Annotated in this window: 2 protein-coding genes; both read right to left on the bottom strand. The window is 26.4% G+C overall.

The genetic code is table 11. The features are described 5' to 3' along the window. Positions 1 to 186: 186 nt before the first annotated feature. Positions 187 to 957: a M50 family metallopeptidase gene (locus ACF91D_RS30250; RefSeq protein WP_392438434.1), complete on the bottom strand. Its 771-nt coding sequence runs from the start codon at positions 955 to 957 to the stop codon at positions 187 to 189. 160 nt (positions 958 to 1117) lie between these two features. After that, positions 1118 to 1399, bottom strand: a complete 282-nt coding sequence (locus ACF91D_RS30245) for a hypothetical protein (RefSeq protein ID WP_392438432.1) — start codon at positions 1397 to 1399, stop codon at positions 1118 to 1120. Positions 1400 to 1471: the final 72 nt, after the last annotated feature.

The following is a 1471-nucleotide window of genomic DNA, read 5'->3' as shown; positions in this document are numbered from 1 at the left end:
AAAAATTTCTTTACCTACTAATCTATTTACAATATTATGTAAAACTATTAACTCATGGGCATCGACATTCACTTATTATCATCCTTTTCCATATAAGATGTACTTTTTTTATTATATATGTTGCTTTTGAAACCTATTTTATTAAAATTATTTACCTTCATTACTATTAAGCCTTTGGAAATTATATTAGCTGAATAACATATTCAATACTTTATAAATAGAAACACAACTTATAGTTGTCCATAATAACCACCAAAAGAATACAGGGATTAGTGTTAAGTTTTTCATTGCTGTTCCATCCCATTCAGACCCTTTTTTATTAAACGTTATCTTTGTTGTAATTATAATACTTTGAATTATTTCACCTAATAACAAACCTAAAAGTACGTTATAAATAAAGGATATACTGTTAGTTATAAATGTATCTTGTTGGATAATGATATTATAACAAGAATAAGAAACCGCAATTAATAATATTATTGGAATCCATTTTTGCTTAGTTACAGCAAAATAAAATATCAGTAACCCTATACATATAAATAAATATATAAAGGTTTTTTCTTTATATGCAAGATACACACCTAAAAACAGCATAATAGGTGGGGCAATGTAACCACAAAATGTAATGATAATAAACTTAAAATTACTATTTGCTCTTGTCTCAGCATAACCTTGTCGTTCCGTTGAGACTTGTTCTCTTTGTGTTAAAACCATATGGATATTATCAACATGTCCTCCTACGAGTCTGGCTGACAATGCATGACCAAGCTCATGAATTAAAACAGGAAAAAAACTAAAAAGAATGCTAATAGAACTAAGAATTCTACCATGTCGAAATTCACTTAATAATATAAATAATATGGTAATGCAGAATATAATAACTGTGTTTAGTTTTACATTCGAAAAATTTTGTATCAATAAACTAATGTAATCTTGTATTTTAAAATATAATTCCATCAAATCCCCCTTAGGCTATTTAAAAAACTTTCCTTATGACTTTATAATAAGTTAAATTATATTATTTCTCTTAAATATCCCTCTCCGCTATTTCAATAACGAAGGGGGATATTTGTTACTTATATCTGATGATGTACATCCAAACATATAATACTATTATCTATGCAGGAGAACAATCTTTTATAAAATGTAACGCTAAACACTTATAGTCACACCCTTTATATCTAGCGTATGTTTCATACCAACACATAGGTAAATGACTTAAAATAGTTTTTATTTCTTTTATAAATTCTTTCAGATCACTATCTGCTCGATTTTGATTATATTCAACCATTTGTTCGTCTATATTTTCTGTCTTTCTATATGTTTCACCAGTACATTTATATAATGACTTCACCATATAATATATTTCTCTACTATCTACAATTTTTAATTCGACCATTATAAATCTCCTCCTAAATAAATTTTTAAAGTAATTAAACCTTTCAATTTAAAAGTTCTTTCCTCGTAATAG

The organism is Staphylococcus sp. 231237_7MaSpsaltlick, from assembly GCF_043107035.1.
Note: the sequence above shows the minus strand (reverse complement) of the source record. Positions and strands in the feature narration are given on the sequence as shown.

What these genes read in the sequence shown, in the direction of transcription:
- ACF91D_RS30250 (WP_392438434.1), bottom strand. Translation starts at nt 957, where the DNA reads ATGGAATTATATTTTAAAATACAAGATTACATTAGTTTATTGATACAA.
- ACF91D_RS30245 (WP_392438432.1), bottom strand. Translation starts at nt 1,399, where the DNA reads ATGGTCGAATTAAAAATTGTAGATAGTAGAGAAATATATTATATGGTG.